Below are 18,602 nucleotides of genomic sequence, written 5' to 3' on the forward strand. Positions count from 1 at the left end.
TGCGGCGATCGGCAGCTCGATTACCCAGCGCTGCACCGCCTTTCGGACCGCCTGGCGGCGTTGCTTGCCGCGCGCGGTGTCGGGCCGGGGTCGTTGGTCGGGCTGTCGATGCGGCGCGGCATCGACCTGGTGGTGGCGCTGGTGGCCATCATGAAGGCGGGCGGCGGTTACTTCCCCATCGATCCGGGCTATCCGCGGGCGCGCAAGCAGTTCATGCTCGACGACGTGCGGCCGCCGGTGGTGCTGGCCACGGCCGAAGCGGCGGACACCATCCCCGACGTAGCGGGCGTGGCCGTCATTTCGCTCGACGACGCGCAGGTGCGGGCCGCGCTGGAGAACGGAGATGCCGCTCGGCGGGAACTGCCGCCGCCGCACCCCGACGACCCGATGTTCCTGGTCTTCACGTCCGGATCCACGGGCAAGCCGAAAGGCGCGCTGGGCACCCATCGGTCGATGGCGGCCCGGCTGGACTGGCAGCTGCGGCACTACCCGCCCAGGACGGAGGACGTGCGGCTGGCGCAGGCCTCGATCACGTTCCTCGAGGGTGGCATGGAGATGCTGGCCGGCCTGGCGGCGGGGGCGACGATGATCCTCGCCGACGATGCCGAGCACCGCGACCCGGAAGCCCTCGGCGACTTGATGAGTCGGCACGGGGTCGCGCAGGTGACGGCGGTGCCCAGCCTGGTCTCCGCACTGGTGGACAGCCGGCCCGACGCGGTGCGGGGGCTGTCCAGACTGGTGTGCGGCGGGGAACCGGTGAGCGCGTCGCTGCTACGACGGCTGGTGGCCGTGTGCGGCGGCGCGGAGATCGAGCTGTTGAACAACATCGGCTCCACCGAGACGTCCGGCGCGGTATCCCGCGGGCGGCTGGCACCGCCGAATCCGCTCGTGGGCAAGCCGGTTCCCGGGGCGGCCGCCTACCTGCTCGACGACGGGCTGCGGGCGGTGCCGGTCGGCGTCGTGGGCGAACTGTATTACGCCGGCGATCAACTGGCGCGGGGCTACTGGAAACGCCCAGGGCTGACCGCCACCCGGTTCGTCGCCGATCCCTTTGCACTCGAACCGGGTTCACGTCTGTACCGCAGTGGCGACCTCGCCCGCTGGACCGAGGACGGCCAACTGGAATTCGTCGGACGGACCGACCACCAGGTCCAGGTGCGCGGTTTCCGGGTGGAGCTGGCCGAGGTCGAGGCTGCGCTGGCGGCGGTCGACGGGGTCGCCGCCGCCGCCGCACGCACCTGGGAGGTGAACGGCGGCACCTCCCTGGCCGGATACGTTGTGCCGCAACGGCCAATGGTCGACGACGCGCAGAAGGCCTCGTTCGCATCGGAGGTGCGCGCCGCCATCGGCGCGACGCTGCCCGGCTATATGATCCCGTCGTCGTTGACCGTCCTGGACGCGCTACCCAAGACCGAGTCGGGCAAGCTGAATCGGCCCGGGCTGCCGCGGCCGTCCGTCACCACCAGCGGACAAACGGAGCCGTCACGCACCGACACCGAACGTGCGCTGGCCAAGGTGTTCGCCGAGCTGCTGTCGACGCCCGAGGTTGGCCGCTTCGACGACTTCTTCGCGCTGGGTGGGGACAGCATCCTGTCGGTGCAGCTCGCCGCGCGCGCACGGGCCGCCGGCCTGGGGGTCAGCCCGCGGATGATCTTCGAGAACCCGACGGTGCAGCAGCTGGCGGCCGCTCTCGACGGGCAGAACGACACCGAGCACGCCGACGACCGGTTCGAGCCGATGAGCACGTCCGGCCTTTCGGCCGACGACTTGGTTGCGGTGACGCAGCTCTGGTCGTCGCGCGACGGTACGCCATGACGGCCACCAAGGATGTCGCGCCCGACATCGAGGACGTGATGGCACTGAGCCCGCTGCAGGAGGGCTTGTATTCGCTGACCACGCTCGCCGAATTCGCCGACGGCGACGCCGACGACCCGTACGTGATCGGCATGGCCGCCGACATCTCCGGTGCGCTCGACGTCGCGCTGCTACGTGATTGCGCGACAAAGATGTTGAGGCGGCACCCCAATCTGCGGGCCAGCTTCTTCAGCCGAGGGATCGCCCACCCGGTCCAGATCGTGCCGTCCAGGGTCGACCTGCCGTGGCGCACCGTCGCCGCGGCGCCCGAGGATGTGCAGGCGCTGGAGACCGGTGAACGCCGGCGCCCGTTCGATCTGGAGCGCGGGCCGGCCATCCGCTTCCTGCTCATCGAATTGCCTTGCTCTCGATGGCGTTTGGTGCTCACCGCCCACCACATCGTGATCGACGGCTGGTCGATGCCGGTGTTCGTCAACGAGATGATGACTCTGTATCGGGCCGGCGGGGACGTGTCCGCGTTGCCCGCCACACCGCGGCCCTACCGCGACTACATCGGCTGGCTGGCCGGCCGCGATCTGCAAGCCGGTCAACGGGTCTGGCGGGAGCACCTGGCCGGCCTTCCGGGCCCCACCCTGCTGTCGGCGGCGCTCGGCTCGGGCGAGGACCGGCGCGCCGGGTTGCCCCGCACCACCGAACTGCGGCTGCCGGGCGCGGCGACCGCCCGACTGGTCGACGGGACGCGATCGCGCGGGATCACCGTCAACACGCTGATGCAAATGGCGTGGGCGCTAGTGTTGTCCAGGCTGACCGACACCCACGACGTGGTCTTCGGGGTCACCATCTCCGGCCGGCCGCCCGAACTGACCGGCGTGGAGACCATGATCGGGCTGTTCATCAACACCGTTCCCATGCGGGTGCGGCTCGACCCGGCCGCAAGCGTCGGCGAGCAATGTCGCGCGGTGCAGCGTGACGCCGCGTTGCTGCGTGAGCACGGCTACCTCGGGCACGCCCAACTGCGCGCGCTCGGCGGCGTCGGGGAGATGTTCGACACCCTGCTGGTCTACGAGAACTTCCCCCTGGACGGACTGGCCGCGGGCGTCGAATTGACCGCAGGCGGTGCGACATTCCGGCCGTCCACCCTGCAAACCCTGTCACATTTCCCGATCACCGTCGCCGCGCACATCGAAGGCGGCGAACTGGTGGTGCTGGTCGAAGTGATCGACGGTGCGCTGGGCGCCATTCCCGCCGCGACCTTCGGCCGGCGGGTGCTGACCGCCGCCGAACGGCTGCTGCGGGATTGGGACCGGCCGCTGCGCCAGGTGAGCGTTCTCTTCGACGACGAGGCGGCCCCGCCGCGCGCCGCGGCCCCGCCCGCCCCGTCTGCGGTCGGCATCCACACGAGGTTCGCCGACGTCGTCGCCAAGACCCCGGACAACCTCGCGATCAGCTGGGCGGGCGGCACGATGAGCTACCGCGAACTGGACGCCCTCGCCAACGGCCTGGCCGCCCGCCTCGCGGACCGCGGCGTGCGGCCCGAAAGCCCGGTGGCCATTCGGCTTTCCCGGGGACCGCACTACATCGTCGCGATGCTGGCCGTGCTCAAGGCCGGCGGCATGTGCGTGCCCATGGAGCCGACAACACCCCCGGAACGGGTGGAATCGATCCTGCGTCAATCCGGCGCCGCGATCGTGCTCGACGAGGAGTCGCCGCTGGCCGGCGAACCGCCGGGCGCGGGCTTCCACCCGGTCGAAGTGTCGCCCGGGCAAGCCGCCTACGTCGTCTTCACGTCGGGTACCACCGGAGAACCCAAGGGAGTCATCGGAACTCACGCAGCCGTAAGCGCATACGCCGACGACCACCTGGACAACGTGCTGCGCCCGGCGGCCGACCGGCTGGGCCGGCCGCTGCGCATCGCGCACGCGTGGTCGTTCGCGTTCGACGCCGCCTGGCAGCCGTTGGTCGCGCTGCTCGACGGTCACGCCGTGCACGTCGTCGACGAGCACACGCAGACCGATGCCGAGGCGCTGGTCGAGGCGATCGCCGAGCACCGCATCGACATGATCGACACCACCCCGTCGATGTTTGCCCAACTCGCGGCATGCGGTTTGCTGAGCACGGTGCCGCTGGCGGTGCTGGCCCTGGGCGGGGAAGCGCTCGGCAAGCCCGACTGGAACCTCATCCGCGCCGAGTGCGCGCGCACCGGCATGGCGGCCCACAACTGCTATGGCCCCACCGAAACGACGGTCGAGGCGGTGGTCGCCGCCATCGCCGAGCATGACGACCCGTCGATCGGGCGGCCGACCGCGTACACGCGCGGCTACGTGCTGGACTCCGCGCTGCGACCGGTTCCGGGCGGCGTGACGGGCGAGCTGTATCTCGCCGGCGCCCAGCTGGCCCGCGGTTATCTGGGCCGCGCCGCCCAAACCGGGCAGCGGTTCGTCGCCGACCCGTTCGCGACCGGCGAACGCATGTACCGCACTGGCGATTTGGTGCGTCGGGCCCCCGACGGCTCGCTGGTATACGTGGGCCGCGCCGACGCTCAGGTCAAGATCCGCGGCTACCGCGTCGAGCCGGGCGAGATCGCGGCCGCGCTCGAATCGCATCCCGCCGTCCGGCGAGCGGGGGTCGTGGTGCGCCGGCGCCATGGGGTCGCGCTGCTGACGGCCTACGTGGTCGTCGCCGAAGCGGCGCCCCGGCCGCCGACGGCGGCCGAGCTACGTACGATGCTCGGCACCCGGTTGCCGCGCTACATGATCCCTCAGCGCATCCTCGCGGTCGACGAGATCCCCTTGACGGTCAACGGCAAGCTGGACGAGGCCGCGCTCAGCGCCTTCGACGCCAACGAGCCGGATCCCGCCGAGGCCGCCCCCGCAACGCCGACCGAAGCCGCACTGGCCGAAGTGCTTTCGGAGCTGCTCCACCAGCCGCGAGTCGACGTCTCCGCGGATTTCCTGCAGCTGGGTTTGGACAGCATCACGGCCCTGTCGGTGGTCCAGGCGACCCGGGCGCGGGGAATTGCCCTGCGCGCCAGGCTCGTCCTCGAGTGCGCCAACATCCGCGAATTAGCGGAGGCGATCGACTCCGAAACGTACTCTGCCGCAAGCGATGCCGAAGAGGACACCGGACCCATGCCGGTGTTGCCCAACGGACGATGGCTCTACGAATTCGGTGAGCCGCGCCGCCTGGCGCAGACCGAGGCCATCCGGCTGCCCGACAACGTCACCCGCGAACAACTGGACGCCGCGCTGGCCGGCATCGTGAACGCCCACGAGGTGCTGCGCTCCCGCCTGGACCGGGCCGCCATGACCCTGGTTTCGGCACCGGACACCCACACCGGACTCATCGACGAGGTTGCGACCTCCGACGATCTGCGAGCGGTGATCCCCGCCTACGCGGCCGGGGCCGTCGACCGCCTCGACCCGGAGCGGGGGACGATGCTGGCCGCGGTATGGCTTCGGCCCCCGGCCGGGCCGAGCGTCCTGCTGCTGGCCGCCCATGTCCTTGCGATGGACCCGGCGTCCTGGCGGGTCGTCCTCGGCGAATTGGACTCCGCCCTAACGGCTTTGACCACCGGGCGTGCGCCCGCGCCGATCCGCGAACACACCAGCTACCGGCGCTGGGCCGCCGCCCTCATCGAGCGCGCTCACCGACTGGACACCGTGCAGTTCTGGGCCGCCCAGTCCGACGGCGACGATCCCGACCTCGGCGCCCGGCGGGTCGATCCGCGTCGCGACCGCGCCCGCGATCTGGACGTCCGCATGATCGCCACCGACGCCGACCTCACCCGCCGGTTACTGGGCTCGGGCCTGCCGATGCCCCACCTGTTGATCGCCGCCACGGCGGCGACGGTGACGCGGTGGCGGCGCTCGCGCGACCAGGCCACGCCACCGCCCCTGCTGGCGCTCGAAACACACGGGCGCGCCGACGGTCTCGTCGACGGCACGGGCACGCGCAGCATCGATACCGGCGACACCGTCGGGCTGTTGAGCTCCATCTACCCGATTCGGGTGACGTCGACGGGCCCACGAGGCGCGGGGGAGCTGCTGGCGACGATCCCGGGCGATGGGCTGGACTACGGGTTGCTGCGCTACCTGCGCACCGACACCGCCGAGCGACTCGCCCCGCTGCGCCGGCCGCAACTGCTGCTGAACTACATCGGAGCCGCCCATGCCCACGGCGGCACCGCGTTGACGCTGGAGCGGGAGCTGCTGGCCGGGGTGTCGCCACAGCCCGAACCCGATCTCGCGGTCCGCCACGAGCTCACCATCGTGGCCGCCATGCTCACCTTCGACGGGCAGCGGGTGCTGGCCGCGCAGTGGCGCACGCTGCCCGACATTCTCAGTGACGCCGATGTCGCCGAGCTGCAACATCTTTGGATCGAATCGCTACGGGAGATGGCCCCATGAGCACACTTGCGATCCTCGGCGCGGGAGCCAAGGCGGTCGCCGTCGCGGCCAAGGCTTCCGTGCTGCGGGACATGGGTGTCGACGCCCCCGAGGTGATCGCCGTCGAACGTATCGGCGTGGCGGCGAACTGGCAGGCGAGCGGCGGCTGGACCGACGGCGCGCACCGGCTGGGCACCAGCCCGGAGAAGGATGTCGGGTTCCCCTACCGCTCGGCACTGGTGCCCCGCCGCAACGCCGAACTCGACGAGCGGATGACCCGCTATAGCTGGCAGTCCTATTTGATCGCCACGGCGTCGTTCGCCGAGTGGATCGACCGCGGCCGCCCGGCGCCGACCCATCGCAAGTGGAGCCAATACCTGGGCTGGGTGGCCGACCGGATCGGCCTCAACGTGGTGCACGGTGAGGTGGAACGGCTGGCCGTGAGCGGGGACCAGTGGACGCTGCACACCCACGAGACGACCGTGCAAGCCGACGCCCTGATGATCACCGGGCCCGGTCAGGCCGAGAAATCCTTGCTGCCCGGCAATCCGCGCATGCTGTCGATCGCCCAGTTCTGGGACCGCGCCGCGGGTCACGACCGGATCAGCGCCGAGCGCGTGGCGGTGATCGGCGGCGGCGAGACCGCGGCGTCGATGCTCAACGAGCTGTTCCGGCACCGGGTTTCAACCATCACCGTCATCTCGCCGCAGGTGACGCTGTTCACCCGCGGGGAGAGCTTCTTCGAGAACTCGCTGTTCTCCGACCCCACCGATTGGAGCGCGCTGACGCTGGCCGAACGCCGCGACGCGCTGGCCCGCACCGACCGCGGGGTCTTCTCGGCGAACGTGCAGGAGGCCCTGCTGGCCGACGACCGCATCCGCCATCTGCGGGGCCGGGTGGCCCACGCGGTGGGCCGCGACGGGCAGATCCGACTGACCCTGTCCACCAACCGCGGCAGCGAGAACCTCGAGACGGTGCACGGTTTCGACCTCGTCATCGACGGTTCTGGCGCCGACTCGCTGTGGTTCACGTCGTTGTTCGGCCAGGACGTGCTGGACCTGTTGGAGCTCGGCCTGGGCGGACCGCTGACCGCCGACAGCCTGCAGGAGGCGATCGGCCACGACCTGGCCGTCACCGACGTCGCACCCAAGTTGTTCCTGCCCAACCTCTCCGGTCTGACGCAGGGGCCGGGATTTCCCAACCTCAGCTGCTTGGGATTGTTGTCAGACCGGGTATTGGGATCCACGGTGGGTTCGGTGGGCCCGCCCCAGCACACGACAAGGAGACGCGATGAGCATCAACCCCTTCGATGACGAGAACGGCACCTTCTTCGTCCTCGTCAACGACGAGGATCAACACAGCCTGTGGCCGAGCTTCGCCGACAAGCCGGCGGGGTGGCGCGTGGTCTACGGCGAGGCGAGCCGCGCGGAGTGCCTCGACTACATCGAGCAGAACTGGACCGACATCCGGCCGAAGAGTCTCCGGGAATCGATCGAGCGACGCTCGTAACGGGCGGGCGGTGCGCGGCCGTAGCGTCGCCGTACCGTGACCGGCCCGAGACACAATCGCCGGTCACACCAGGCACACTTACACCTACTAACCGTGGTCACGCGGAACCGTGTGGGGGACAAGATCGCTGAGATCCCGCCATGGTGCATGCGTATCGAAGGGGGAACCGTGAAAACCATGAAGAGTATTGCCACCGGCGTGGCGGCGTTCGCCGTCTTAGGGGGAGCCGCCGGTGGCGTTTTCGTCGCGGCACCGATGGATCAGGTGCGGTTGGCCGCGCTCGGCGCGCCGCTCCCGCAGGACCCGCCACCGCCGCCGCCGGCCCCGGGCGCTCTTCCGACCGCGGAGCAGTTGTCGACCCTGTGCGACCAGGCGACCAATCCGGGCGTCTCGTACACCACCAAGAACAACCTGGTGGAGAACGGCATCACCCCCGACGAGGGCCACGTTGCCGATCACGATCTGCGAAAGGCCTACCGCAACGGCAACTTTCCGGAGACCTTCGCCGTGACGAACATCGCGCCGGCCGGCCCGAACATGGCCCAGGCCGACGTGGCGATCTCGGGTCCGAAGTTCGCCGGGCCGGTGGAAAAGCACCTGGTGTTCGTCAATCAGGGCGGCAACTGGGTCCTGCAGCACGACGCCGCCATCGCCCTGATCCAGGCCGCGACCGCGACCAACTAGCCGGCCGCAATTCTGGGCCGCCACACAGCTGGGGCACAGGTTCCGCCTGTTGTCTTCACATGGCGTGGCCGTAACGTAGCCATGCCGCCAGGCGAATCAACAGGAGTAGCAGGCGCGTTGACACCACGCCAGATGCGTGGATCCGTTTCACCAGGCGCGCCCGTCGAAGGGGGAACCATGAAAACCGTCAAGTTGCTCGCCACCAGCGCGGCAGCATTCGCCGTCATCGGGGGTGCGGCCGCCGGCGCGGTCTCCATCGCGCCTTCGATGGACCAGGTGCGGCTCGCAGCGATCGGTGCGCCGTTACCGCAGGATCCGGCTCCGGTTGCGGCCGCCGACCTGCCGACCGCCGATCAGCTGACCGGCGTGCTGAACAGCCTGGCCGACCCGAGCGTCTCGTTCGCCAGCAAGAGCAACCTGGTTCAGGGCGGCATCAGTGGCATCGAGGCGCACGTCGCCGACAAGAAGCTGCAGAAGGCGGCCAAGAACGGCGACCTGCCCCTGTCGTTCGGTGTCACGAACATCCAGCCGGCCGCGGCCGGCTCGGCCACGGCTGACGTCGCGGTCTCCGGCCCGAAGCTGACGTCACCGGTCACGCAGAACGTCACGTTCGTCAACCAGGGCGGCTGGGTGTTGTCGCGGGCGTCGGCGATGGAGTTGCTGCAAGCCGCCGGTCAGTGATCGGCGCGCAGGTCTAACCGCGCGATGCGGACGGGGTCGGCCAGCACGTCGATCGAGGCGATCAGGCCGTCGCGCACGACGAATCCCATGATCGCCGTCGCCTGCCCGGCGACGAAGATCACCGCGCCGGCCGCCCCGTTGACTGTCGCGGCGCGCACCTCGCGGTCCGGGCCCGCATAGCTGCGGGCCAGCTTGGCCACGGTGGGTGCACCCTCGGCGCGGAAGCCGGGGGTGCCGCGGCCGAAGTCCCCGCGCAGCACCACCTCGGGATCCAGCACCGCGACCAGGCGGTCGAAGTCGCCGCTGCGGCCCGCCGCGAAGAACGCGTCGACGGCCTCCCGCTGGGCGGTCGCGTCGCCGTCGGGGGACGGGTCGGCCTGTTCGATCCGCCGGCGCGCCCGGCTGGCCAGCTTGCGGGTGGCCTCCGGCGTGCGGCCGACGATGGGCGCGATCTGGTCGAACGGCACGGCGAACGCGTCGTGCAGCACAAACGCCAGGCGCTGCTCGGGCGGCAACGTATCCAGCACCACGAACAACGCCAGCCCGACCGCGTCGGCGAGCATCGCCCGGTGTTCGGGGTCGAACTCGCCGTCGGCTTCCACGATCGGGTCCGGCAGGACGGCGGCCAGGTCCTCCCGTCCGCGGGCCCGGCGGTCGCGGAGCATGTTCAAACAGATGCGGGCCACCACGGTGGTCAGCCAGGCGTCCAGATTGGCGATCCCGTCGGCGTGGCTTCCGCTCAGCCGCAGCCACGCCTCCTGCACGGCGTCCTGGGCGTCGTCGATCGAGCCCAGCATGCGGTAGGCGATGGCGCCCAGCTGCGGCCGCGCCGCCTCGAAACGCGCCGTCACCGACGCAGCGACGGTCACGTGTCACCGTGGGTTTCCGGCAGGGCGCAGACCCGGTCGCCCGAGAAGCCGGACGAGCCGATACCGAGCGCGAGGTTGAAGCGGGCCCGCAGGTTGCCCAGCGTGATGACGTGGGTGAGCCCGACGAGTTGGGCGGTGTCGAAATGCCCGCGCAGCGCATCGAAAAGCTCGTCGCTGACCTCGACGGGGGTGCGGCTGATCGCGGTGGCGTACTCGAGGATCAGCTTGTCGACGTCGGAGAAGCACGCGGCGTTCCGATAATCGGCCATCGCGAGCAGTTCCTCGTCGGTGATGCCCCACCGGCGGGCGATCTGCGAACCCAGGTCGATGCAGTACTCGCAGTGCACCGTCGTCGCCGCCTTGAGTTCCGCGAGCGCACGGTCGCGGGGGCGCAGGATGTCCAGCTTCGACTCGGCCTGCTCGAGCCTGCCGTACGCGTTGAGCAGCCGGGGGATGTGCGCGTACATCCGCAGCGGTTCCAGCATCCCGGCCGTTTCGAGCCCGGTCATCTGGGCCAGCTTGCGTTTGGTGAAGAAGAAGGCGATCTTGGCGCCCAGACCGGCGTCACGGTCCGAGACTCCTTGCAGCCGAGGCATGGCGGTCCTCCTTGAATGTCGTCCTCACCAAGTCGACACCCGGCGGTGCGCAAACGTGACCGGCTACCGCGGCGGCCCCGGCGCCATGTCCATGTCGAAGATCCGCGCGTGCAGCACCGTGCGGTTCCGCAGAGCCGCGCGGACCGCCCGGTGCAGGCCGTCTTCGAGATAGGTGACGCCCTTCCACCGCACCGCGTGCGGAAACAGGTCGCCGTAGAACGTGGAGTCCTCCGACAGCAGGCGGTCCAGGGCGAGCACCGTGGTCGTGGTGACCAATTCGTCGAGCCGGATCTGCTGCGGCGGAATCTGGGCCCAATCCCGGTAGGACAGCCCATGCTCGGGGTATGGCTTGCCGTCGCGCACGCCCTTGAAAATCATCGCCCGATCTTCCCCGACGCGTCGCGATCACCGGACCGGTTCATGCTGGAAAGGCTAACCGGACGAAGGGTCGCCAGCGCCGAAGCGTCGGTAATCGTTGCGGGTGCCGCCGACTGCCCGCCGCCGACGGCCCGCTGGTAACCGTTGGCGCGGCTCGAGACCCGTAAAATGGACCCGGTCAGCGCGGTGCAGGGAGGTGACAACGAGTGGGAAGTGCCGACGATCGGCGTTTCGAGGTGTTGCGTGCCATCGTCGCCGATTTCGTTGCCACCAAGGAGCCCATCGGTTCCAAGACGCTGGTGGAGCGTCATAACCTGGGCGTCTCGTCCGCCACCGTGCGCAACGACATGGCGGTTCTGGAGGCCGAGGGGTACATCACCCAGCCGCACACCAGCTCCGGGCGCGTGCCGACCGAGAAGGGCTACCGCGAGTTCGTCGACCGGCTCCACGACGTCAAGCCGTTGTCCTCCGCCGAGCGCAGCGCGATCCTGAGCTTCCTGGAGTCCGGCGTCGACCTGGACGACGTGCTGCGCCGGGCGGTGCGACTGCTGGCCCAACTGACCCGCCAGGTCGCCGTGGTGCAGTACCCGACGCTGACGTCGTCCACCGTGCGCCACCTCGAAGTGATCGCGCTGACGCCGGCCCGCCTGCTGATGGTGGTCATCACCGACACCGGTCGGGTGGACCAGCGCATCGTCGAACTCGGCGACGTCATCGACGACCACCAGCTGTGCCAGCTCCGCGAGATGCTCGGCCAGGCGTTGATCGGCAAGAAGCTTTCGGCCGCCTCGATCGCGGTGGCCGACCTGGCCGGTCAGCTCCGTGCCCCGGACGGCCTGGGCGACGCCGTCGGCCGCTCGGCGACCGTGTTGCTGGAGTCGTTGGTGGAACACACCGAAGAACGCTTGCTGATGGGCGGGACCGCCAACCTGACGCGCAACGCCGCCGATTTCGGCGGCTCGCTGCGCTCGATCCTCGAGGCCCTCGAGGAGCAGGTGGTGGTGCTGCGGTTGCTGGCGGCCCAGCAGGAAGCCGGTAAGGTGACGGTGCGTATCGGCCATGAGACGGCCGCCGAGCAGATGGCGGGCACTTCGATGGTGACCACCGCCTACGGCACCTCCGACACCGTGTTCGGCGGAATGGGTGTGCTGGGGCCCACCCGGATGGACTATCCGGGAACTATCGCCAGCGTCGCCGCGGTTGCCCTCTATATCGGCGAAGTCCTGGGTGCTCGATGAACGCGCACCCGCGGCACGCGCAGGCGCGGGATAAGGACCAGGTTTAGGAGAGTCAGGCGTGGCACGCGACTATTACGGGCTGCTCGGGGTGAGCAGGAACGCCAGCGACGCGGAGATCAAGCGCGCATACCGCAAGCTGGCGCGCGAACTGCATCCCGACGTCAACCCGGATGAGGCCGCGCAGGCGAAGTTCAAGGACATCAGCGTCGCCTACGAGGTGCTCAGCGACCCCGAGAAGCGCCGCATCGTCGACCTCGGCGGCGACCCGATGGAAAACGCTGCCGCGGGCGGCGGGTTCGGCGGCGGGTTCGGCGGCCTCGGCGACGTGTTCGAGGCCTTCTTCGGCGGCGGCTTCAGCGGCGGCGCGACCTCGCGCGGTCCGATCGGCCGGGTGCGGCCGGGCTCGGACTCGCTGCTGCGGATGCGGCTCGACCTCGAAGAGTGCGCCACCGGGGTGACCAAACAGGTCACCGTCGACACCGCGGTGCTGTGCGACCGCTGCCAGGGCAAGGGCACCAACGGCGATTCCGTGCCGGTCCCGTGCGACACCTGCGGCGGCCGCGGCGAGGTCCAGACGGTGCAGCGGTCGCTGCTCGGCCAGGTGATGACCTCCCGGCCGTGCCCCACCTGCCGCGGCGTCGGCGTCGTCATCCCCGATCCCTGCCACCAGTGCATGGGTGACGGCCGGGTCCGCGCCCGCCGGGAGATCAGCGTGAAGATCCCCGCCGGGGTCGGCGACGGGATGCGGGTTCGGCTCGCCGCCCAGGGCGAGGTCGGACCCGGGGGAGGGCCGGCCGGCGACCTGTACGTCGAGGTGCACGAGCAGGCCCACGACGTCTTCGTCCGCGAGGGCGACGACCTGCACTGCACGGTGTCGGTGCCCATGATCGACGCCGCGCTGGGCGCCACGGTCACGATCGACGCCATCCTGGACGGCATCAGCGAGGTCACCGTTCCGCCTGGCACGCAACCGAATTCGGTCATCACGCTGCGGGGGCGCGGGATGCCGCACCTGCGGTCGGGCACCCGTGGCGACCTGCACGTCCACGTCGAGGTGGTGGTGCCCACCCGGCTGGACCACCACGACACCGAACTGTTGCGTGAGCTGAAGGCCCGGCGCAGCCGCGACGTGCCCGAGGTCCGCTCGACGCACGCCGGCGGCGGCCTGTTCAGCCGGCTGCGCGAGACCTTCACCGGGCGCTAGCCGCCTCCCTTCGCCGAGCGTGGGGTCTATGGACGAATTCGGGGCGGTCTTCGTGCGTAACCCCCACACTCGTCGACGTTAGGAGCAACGCGATGGTCGCGACCCTCTTCTACGTCGATGCACTGCCCGACGTCGGTTCGTTGGCCGTTGTCGACGGTGACGAGGGATTTCACGCCGCCACCGTGCGGCGCATCCGCCCCGGCGAGCAACTGGTCCTCGGCGACGGCGCCGGCGGGCTGGCGCACTGCGAGGTCGAGCACGCCGGCCGCGACGGCTTGCGCGCCCGGGTGCTGAAGCGCTGGAGTGTCGCGGCCGGGCAGCCGCCCGTCACCGTGGTCCAGGCGTTGCCGAAGTCGGAGCGCTCGGAGCTGGCCATCGAACTGGCCACCGAAGCCGGCGCCGACGCATTCCTGGCCTGGCAGGCGGCCCGGTGTGTGGCCAGTTGGCAGGGTGCCCGCGTGGACAAGGGCCTGCGCCGTTGGCGCGCCGTCGCCCGTTCGGCGGCCCGGCAGTCGCGTCGGGCGCACATCCCGCCCGTCGACGGCGTCCTGTCCACCGCGGCGCTGGTCGAGCGGGTTCGCGACGAGCTGCGCGCGGGAGGGGTGGTCCTGGCGTTGCACGAGTCGGCCGCCGACCCGCTCGCCCACGCCGATATCGCGGGTGCGGCTTCGCTGCTCCTTGTGGTGGGTCCCGAGGGCGGCATCGCGCAAGACGAGATCGCCGCGTTGACCGAGGCGGGCGCGCTGGCGGTGCGGCTGGGCCCCCAGGTGCTGCGGACCTCGACAACCGCGGCGGTGGCGCTCGGCGCGCTCGGCGTGCTCACCCCGCGGTGGGATACCGCGTCGAACCTGTAGTTTTGCGCGCCCGCCACCATGGGGTCCGCTGGATATGACCGGGGGTGGCGGGCCGGGGCGGTGGCCGACGCCCGGCCGGCGAATGGCGGCTGAAGGCTGACCAACGAGTGGCCCCGGCGTAGACTTAGGCAGCCGAGCAAACCACCGACAAACCGAGAAAGCAGGCATCGAGAGCCACGTGACGCCCCGCGAGACCAGCGCTGTTGAGGCAGCCGGAGGCCTCCAGGCCAACGCCCAAGTACGCAGCAGCATCGATGTTCCGCCCGATGTCGTCGTCGGCTTGTTGGGCTCGGCGGACGAAAACCTCCGCGCGCTGGAGCGCAGCCTGAACGCCGATCTGCATGTGCGCGGCAACGCCATGACCGTCTCGGGCGAGCCGGCCGACGTCGCGCTCGCCGAGCGGGCGATCTCCGAGCTGGTCGCGATCGTCGCCAACGGACAGCCGCTGACGCCGGAGGTGGTCCGCCACAGCGTCGCCATGCTGACCGGCACCGACAACGAATCGCCGGCCGAAGTGCTCACCCTGGACATCCTGTCGCGGCGCGGCAAGACGATCCGGCCCAAGACGCTCAACCAGAAGCGCTACGTCGACGCGATCGACGCCAACACCATCGTCTTCGGGGTCGGCCCGGCCGGCACCGGCAAGACGTATCTGGCGATGGCCAAGGCGGTCAGCGCGCTGCAAACCAAACAGGTGAACCGCATCATCCTCACCCGGCCGGCGGTGGAAGCCGGTGAGCGCCTTGGCTTTCTGCCGGGCACACTGAGCGAGAAGATCGACCCTTACCTGCGGCCGCTGTATGACGCGCTCTACGACATGATGGATCCCGAGCTGATCCCGAAGTTGATGTCGGCCGGGGTCATCGAGGTGGCGCCGCTGGCCTACATGCGCGGTCGCACCCTGAATTCGGCGTTCATCGTCCTCGACGAGGCGCAGAACACCACCGCCGAGCAGATGAAGATGTTCCTCACCCGACTCGGCTTCGGCTCGAAGATGGTGATCACGGGCGACATCACCCAGGTGGACCTGCCCGGTGGCGCCAGGTCGGGCCTGCGCTCGGCGATCGAGATCCTCGACAGCGTGGAGGACATTCACATCGCGGAACTGACCAGTGCCGACGTGGTGCGCCACCGGCTGGTCTCCGAAATCGTGGACGCCTACGCGAAATTCGAAGAGCCCGGGTTGGCGACCAACCGGGCGGCCCGGCGGGCCTCAGGCTCCCGCGGGCGCCGGTGATGAAGGCTGTGACTGGTTGATGGGCGTCCTATGAGCATCGAGGTCTCCAACGAGTCGGGCGTTGACGTTTCCGAAACCGAATTGATCAGCGTCGCGCGGTTTGTCATCGCCAAGATGGACGTCAACCCCGCCGCAGAGCTGTCGATGGTGCTGCTGGACACCGCGGCGATGGCCGACCTGCACATGCGCTGGATGGACCTGCCCGGGCCGACGGACGTGATGAGCTTCCCGATGGACGAGTTGGAGCCGGGGGGCCGGCCGGATGCCCCGGAGCCGGGGCCGTCGATGCTGGGTGACATCGTGCTGTGCCCCGAATTCGCGGCCGGGCAGGCCGACGCGGCGGGCCACACCCTGGGCCATGAGCTGGCGCTGTTGACCATCCACGGCGTGCTGCACCTGCTGGGCTACGACCACGGCGAACCGGACGAGGAAAAAGAGATGTTCGCCCTGCAGGACCGATTGCTCGAAGAGTGGGTCGCCGAGCAGGTCCAGGCCTACCAACAAGATCGCCAGCAGGAGCGGGACCGTCAATTGCTGGACAAGTCAAGGTATTTCGACAATTGAGCCGACTAAAAGCACTCGGGATCGCGGCCGCGGCCGCCGTCGCCCTGGCACCGGTCTCGGTGGTGGCCACCACGATCGGCGTCGCCGAGGCGGCCCCGTGCGCCGGCGGCGGGTCCAACCCGACCAGCTGCAACTGGTGCCAGTACCTGGTTGCGCAGTATCACACCTCCAACGTGTGCTCCCAGGACGCGCCGCCCCGCCGGGTTCAGCCGCCGCCGAGCCCGGTGCAGATTCCGGAGGTGCCCGCGTACGTGCCGCCGAGCACGGTTCCGGTGCAGGCTCCACCGCTCATCCCTCCGCCGAACCTGCCGCCCGCGAACGCCCTTCCGACGATCAATCCGCCGGGCCCCGACGCGTCGAGGAACGTCTCGGTGGTGGCTCCGCCCCGGGGGCTCGATGTTCCCGCCCAGGCGGTCGCGGCGGCCAAGGCCGCACCGCCGACGCGCGTCAATCCCGCCGACCCGCCGAAACCGCCGAAGCAGGTCGACTTCAACCAGCGGGTGCAGAACGTCGTCAGCACCCACCGGGAGAACGTCGACGTCCTGAAGGTCGACAACCAGCGGCTGGTCCGGCCCCGGCACTGGGACTACGTCGACTACGACGACGCCTTCCGCCGCCCGGCGCTGTACAACCCGCTGAACCAGGCGATGACGTTCCGCTACTCCTACGGCGGCGCCGACCGGGAGGCGTACGTGCCGCCCGGCGCCCGGATCGTGCTCGACGCCGCCACCGTCGGCGTCGTCCCCTTCACGGCGGTCGGTGACGGCTGGGTGGTCTCGGGCAGCTTCTACGGCGGGGGCTCGGTACCGCCGGACGGTTTCAACGGCCCGCCGCCGCCGGACTACAAGCCACCCGAGCCGCCGAAGCTCTACCAGAACGTCTTGGTCTCCGTGCCCGCCGCCAACCAGACGCTGGAGGTCGGCCAGGTGTCGGTGGTGGGCCGGGACGAGAGCCAACCCGGGGGTAGCCAAGACCTCTTCCTGCTCGACGACTCCACGTTGGCCTGGGGCCAGACCAACGACTCCAGCAGCAGCAGCAGCCAGATCAGCGTCACCAAGACCCAGTCGCTGCCGCACGCCGGACCCACCGACGACGGCAGCTTCCTGGTGGTGCTCGCGGTCCGCCCGCACGAGGATCCGGCCCAACCCGCCCAGCCCTGGTGGCCCTCGGCGCTGGGCTATGGGGCATTGGGGGTCGTGGTGTGCCTTGGGGCCTGGGCCCTCAACCGAAAGCGGAGCGACGACGACGTGGAGCCGGTCACCGCATCGAGGTCTTCCGGCAATTGACCGGTCTGTCCTGGCTGCTCGGCGCGATGGCGCTGATCGCTATCGGCGGGCTGTTCGCCGCGATCGACGCGGCCATCAGCACGGTGTCGCTGGCCCGGGTCCAGGAGCTCGTGCGCGAGGAGCGGCCCGGCGCCGTGTCGCTGGCCGAGGTGATGGCCGAGCGGCCGCGTTACATCAACCTGGTCGTCCTGCTGCGGATCACGTGCGAGATCACGGCCACCGTGCTGCTGGTGCTGTTTCTGTACGACAACTTCGGTCTCACCTGGGCGCTGTTCGGTGCGGCGGCCACCATGGTGGTCATCAGTTTCGTGGTCATCGGGGTGGGCCCGCGCACCCTCGGCCGTCAGCACGCGTACTCCATCTCGTTGACGACAGCCGTTCCGCTGCGGCTCATCTCGTGGTTGTTGATGCCGCTCAGCCGGCTGCTGGTCGTCCTGGGTAATGCGCTGACGCCCGGCCGCGGCTTGCGCAACGGGCCGTTCGCGTCCGAGATCGAGCTACGCGAAGTCGTCGACCTGGCCCAGCAGCGCGGCGTGGTCGCCGCCGACGAGCGCCGGATGATCGAGTCGGTCTTCGAACTCGGCGACACCCCGGCCCGCGAGGTCATGGTGCCGCGCACCGAAATGATCTGGATCGAAAGCGACAAGCTGGCCAGTCAGGCGTTGAACCTGGCGGTGCGCAGCGGGCACTCGCGTCTTCCGGTGATCGGGGAGAACGTCGACGACATTGTCGGGGTCGTCTACCTGAAAGACCTTGTCCAGCAGAGCTTTCTCTCGGGTGACGGCGGCCGGGGCATCACCGTGGCCCAGGTGATGCGTCCGGCGGTGTTCGTGCCGGACTCGAAGCCGCTGGATACGCTGCTGCGCGAGATGCAGCGCGACCGCAACCACATGGCCCTGTTGGTCGACGAGTACGGCGCGATAGCCGGCCTGGTGACCATCGAGGACGTGCTGGAGGAGATCGTCGGCGAGATCGCCGACGAATACGACCAGGCCGAGACGGCGCCGGTAGAAGACCTGGGCGACAAACGGTTTCGCGTCTCGGCGCGGCTGCCGATCGAAGATCTCGGCGAGCTTTACGGGGTGGACTTCGACGACGATCTCGACGTCGACACCGTGGGCGGCCTGCTGGCCCTGGAGCTGGGCCGGGTTCCGTTGCCCGGGGCCGAGGTAGTCTCGCATGGCCTGCGGCTCCAGGCCGAAGGCGGCACCGACCACCGGGGACGCGTTCGCATCGGCACGGTCCTGCTGAGCCCGGTCGAGCCCGAGTCCAACGGCTCGGACGGGGAGAGCCCCTCGTGAC

General features: G+C 69.9%; 16 protein-coding genes. 13 read left to right on the forward strand and 3 right to left on the reverse strand.

Features of this window, described 5'->3' with window-relative positions:
* The 6 genes from A9X05_RS26145 to A9X05_RS26170 form a co-directional block, all read left to right on the forward strand.
* Positions 1 to 1,815: non-ribosomal peptide synthetase (locus tag A9X05_RS26145; protein WP_156737004.1), on the forward strand; the 1,815-nt coding region annotated here is incomplete at its 5' end.
* Complete coding sequence (locus A9X05_RS26150) at positions 1,812 to 6,221, forward strand: non-ribosomal peptide synthetase (RefSeq protein ID WP_067785042.1); 4,410 nt, start codon at positions 1,812 to 1,814, stop codon at positions 6,219 to 6,221. The genes A9X05_RS26145 and A9X05_RS26150, both read left to right, overlap by 4 nt.
* On the forward strand, positions 6,218 to 7,513 hold the full coding sequence (gene mbtG, locus A9X05_RS26155; protein WP_067748388.1) for an NADPH-dependent L-lysine N(6)-monooxygenase MbtG: 1,296 nt from the start codon (positions 6,218 to 6,220) through the stop codon (positions 7,511 to 7,513). The genes A9X05_RS26150 and mbtG overlap by 4 nt, the downstream gene beginning before the upstream one ends.
* On the forward strand, positions 7,491 to 7,709 hold the full coding sequence (locus A9X05_RS26160; protein ID WP_067748391.1) for an MbtH family protein: 219 nt from the start codon (positions 7,491 to 7,493) through the stop codon (positions 7,707 to 7,709). Before mbtG ends, A9X05_RS26160 begins: the two co-directional genes overlap by 23 nt.
* 168 nt (positions 7,710 to 7,877) lie before the next feature.
* Entirely contained in the window at positions 7,878 to 8,393 is a 516-nt protein-coding gene (locus A9X05_RS26165; protein WP_067748393.1) for a hypothetical protein, read from the forward strand.
* Positions 8,394 to 8,570: 177 nt separating this feature from the next.
* Positions 8,571 to 9,074 carry a hypothetical protein gene (locus A9X05_RS26170; RefSeq protein ID WP_067748395.1) on the forward strand — a complete coding sequence of 168 codons (504 nt, stop codon included), beginning with the start codon at positions 8,571 to 8,573 and terminating at the stop codon, positions 9,072 to 9,074.
* On the opposite strand, the gene A9X05_RS26175 is transcribed toward A9X05_RS26170, so the two are convergent.
* The 3 genes from A9X05_RS26175 to A9X05_RS26185 all read right to left on the reverse strand — a co-directional run bounded on the left by A9X05_RS26175 (position 9,068) and on the right by A9X05_RS26185 (position 10,917).
* A complete protein-coding gene (locus A9X05_RS26175) occupies positions 9,068 to 9,943 on the reverse strand; it encodes a sigma-70 family RNA polymerase sigma factor (protein ID WP_067785043.1) in 876 nt (291 codons plus the stop codon). The two genes, A9X05_RS26170 and A9X05_RS26175, sit on opposite strands and share 7 nt — an antisense overlap.
* Positions 9,940 to 10,539, reverse strand: coding sequence for a carboxymuconolactone decarboxylase family protein (locus A9X05_RS26180; RefSeq protein ID WP_067748399.1), 600 nt, complete (start codon positions 10,537 to 10,539; stop codon positions 9,940 to 9,942). The genes A9X05_RS26175 and A9X05_RS26180 overlap by 4 nt, the downstream gene beginning before the upstream one ends.
* Before the next feature lie 63 nt (positions 10,540 to 10,602).
* Complete coding sequence (locus A9X05_RS26185; RefSeq protein WP_067748401.1) at positions 10,603 to 10,917, reverse strand: type II toxin-antitoxin system VapB family antitoxin; 315 nt, start codon at positions 10,915 to 10,917, stop codon at positions 10,603 to 10,605.
* 206 nt (positions 10,918 to 11,123) lie between these two features.
* Here A9X05_RS26185 and hrcA point away from each other — a divergent pair, with 206 nt between their 5' ends.
* From hrcA to A9X05_RS26220, 7 genes are all read left to right on the forward strand, one after another.
* Positions 11,124 to 12,155, forward strand: a complete 1,032-nt coding sequence (hrcA, locus tag A9X05_RS26190) for a heat-inducible transcriptional repressor HrcA (RefSeq protein ID WP_067785044.1) — start codon at positions 11,124 to 11,126, stop codon at positions 12,153 to 12,155.
* Between the two features lie 58 nt (positions 12,156 to 12,213).
* A complete protein-coding gene (dnaJ, locus tag A9X05_RS26195; RefSeq protein WP_067748403.1) occupies positions 12,214 to 13,359 on the forward strand; it encodes a molecular chaperone DnaJ in 1,146 nt (381 codons plus the stop codon).
* A 92-nt stretch (positions 13,360 to 13,451) separates the two neighbouring features.
* Positions 13,452 to 14,213: a 16S rRNA (uracil(1498)-N(3))-methyltransferase gene (locus A9X05_RS26200; protein ID WP_067785047.1), complete on the forward strand. Its 762-nt coding sequence runs from the start codon at positions 13,452 to 13,454 to the stop codon at positions 14,211 to 14,213.
* Between the two features lie 178 nt (positions 14,214 to 14,391).
* The gene (locus A9X05_RS26205) at positions 14,392 to 15,450 is read left to right on the forward strand and encodes a PhoH family protein (protein ID WP_067785050.1); all 1,059 of its coding nucleotides are present in this window, start codon (positions 14,392 to 14,394) and stop codon (positions 15,448 to 15,450) included.
* Between the two features lie 30 nt (positions 15,451 to 15,480).
* Positions 15,481 to 16,014, forward strand: a complete 534-nt coding sequence (gene ybeY, locus A9X05_RS26210; RefSeq protein ID WP_067748409.1) for an rRNA maturation RNase YbeY — start codon at positions 15,481 to 15,483, stop codon at positions 16,012 to 16,014.
* Positions 16,011 to 17,300: a hypothetical protein gene (locus A9X05_RS26215; RefSeq protein WP_067785054.1), complete on the forward strand. Its 1,290-nt coding sequence runs from the start codon at positions 16,011 to 16,013 to the stop codon at positions 17,298 to 17,300. The genes ybeY and A9X05_RS26215 overlap by 4 nt, the downstream gene beginning before the upstream one ends.
* Positions 17,297 to 18,601: a hemolysin family protein gene (locus A9X05_RS26220; RefSeq protein ID WP_067785057.1), complete on the forward strand. Its 1,305-nt coding sequence runs from the start codon at positions 17,297 to 17,299 to the stop codon at positions 18,599 to 18,601. Before A9X05_RS26215 ends, A9X05_RS26220 begins: the two co-directional genes overlap by 4 nt.
* The last annotated feature ends 1 nt before the right edge of the window (position 18,602 follow it).

It is taken from the genome of Mycobacterium sp. E3298 (assembly GCF_001666895.1).
Lineage (GTDB): Bacteria > Actinomycetota > Actinomycetes > Mycobacteriales > Mycobacteriaceae > Mycobacterium.